This is a genomic window from Peribacillus sp. P4_C12, assembly GCF_056402095.1.
The window spans coordinates 1-780 of sequence record NZ_JBFUIB010001046.1 but is presented as its reverse complement, the minus strand read 5'-3'; the positions used below and the strand labels follow the sequence as shown (position 1 = coordinate 780).

The following is a 780-nucleotide window of genomic DNA, read 5'->3' as shown; positions in this document are numbered from 1 at the left end:
CCTATAAGTCTGTTCAAAACCTAATCGATAAGCATGGTGCTGGAAGTTCAGGATACGATCCAAAGCGAAAACCTTATGTTGTTTTTGATTGGGATCATACGAGCATCATGAATGATACGGAGGAGGCCCTCTTTCTTTATCAAATCGATCACTTGGCATATAACATGCAACCGGATGAGTTTTATGAAGTGATCAAAAAGAATGTGCCGAATGGACCCTTTTCACACGAGTTTAAAAACCTTCAAGGTGATGTGGTCACTCTCAAGGAAATTGCCGAGGATCTGAAGCGCGATTAYGAATTTCTTTATTCCAACTATAATGGGATGAATGGAAAAGAGCGGTTAGAAACGCTTCATTCAACTGATCAATTTAAAGATTTTAAAGCGAAAATGTACTTTCTGTATGAAGCCATTGGGGAAACATACGGTGTTGAAATCGGATATCCTTGGGTGCTTTATTTATTTGCTAACATGTCGACAGAAGAAGTTCAGCAGCTTGCAGAGGCTTCAAATGATTATAATTTAGGGGCGGAAATGGCATCGGTGACGCTTATAAGTCCTGGGGCCATGTTAGGAAAAGCCGGTACTGTTCTAGTTACCTATACAACAGGACTGCGTCTGGCCTCGGAAATCGCAAACTTAATGCATACTTTTATGGAGAATGGGATTGACGTTTATGTTATTTCGGCTTCGATGGAAGAGGTGGTGGAGGTATTTTCGTCAAATCCAAAATACGGCTACAACCTTCCAAAGGAAAATGTCTTTGGGATGAGATTAAAAA

General features: G+C 40.4%; 1 pseudogene. It reads left to right on the top strand.

Features of this window, described 5'->3' with window-relative positions:
• Positions 1-780: pseudogene (locus AC1DUW_RS31165) on the top strand (haloacid dehalogenase-like hydrolase); the annotation flags it as partial.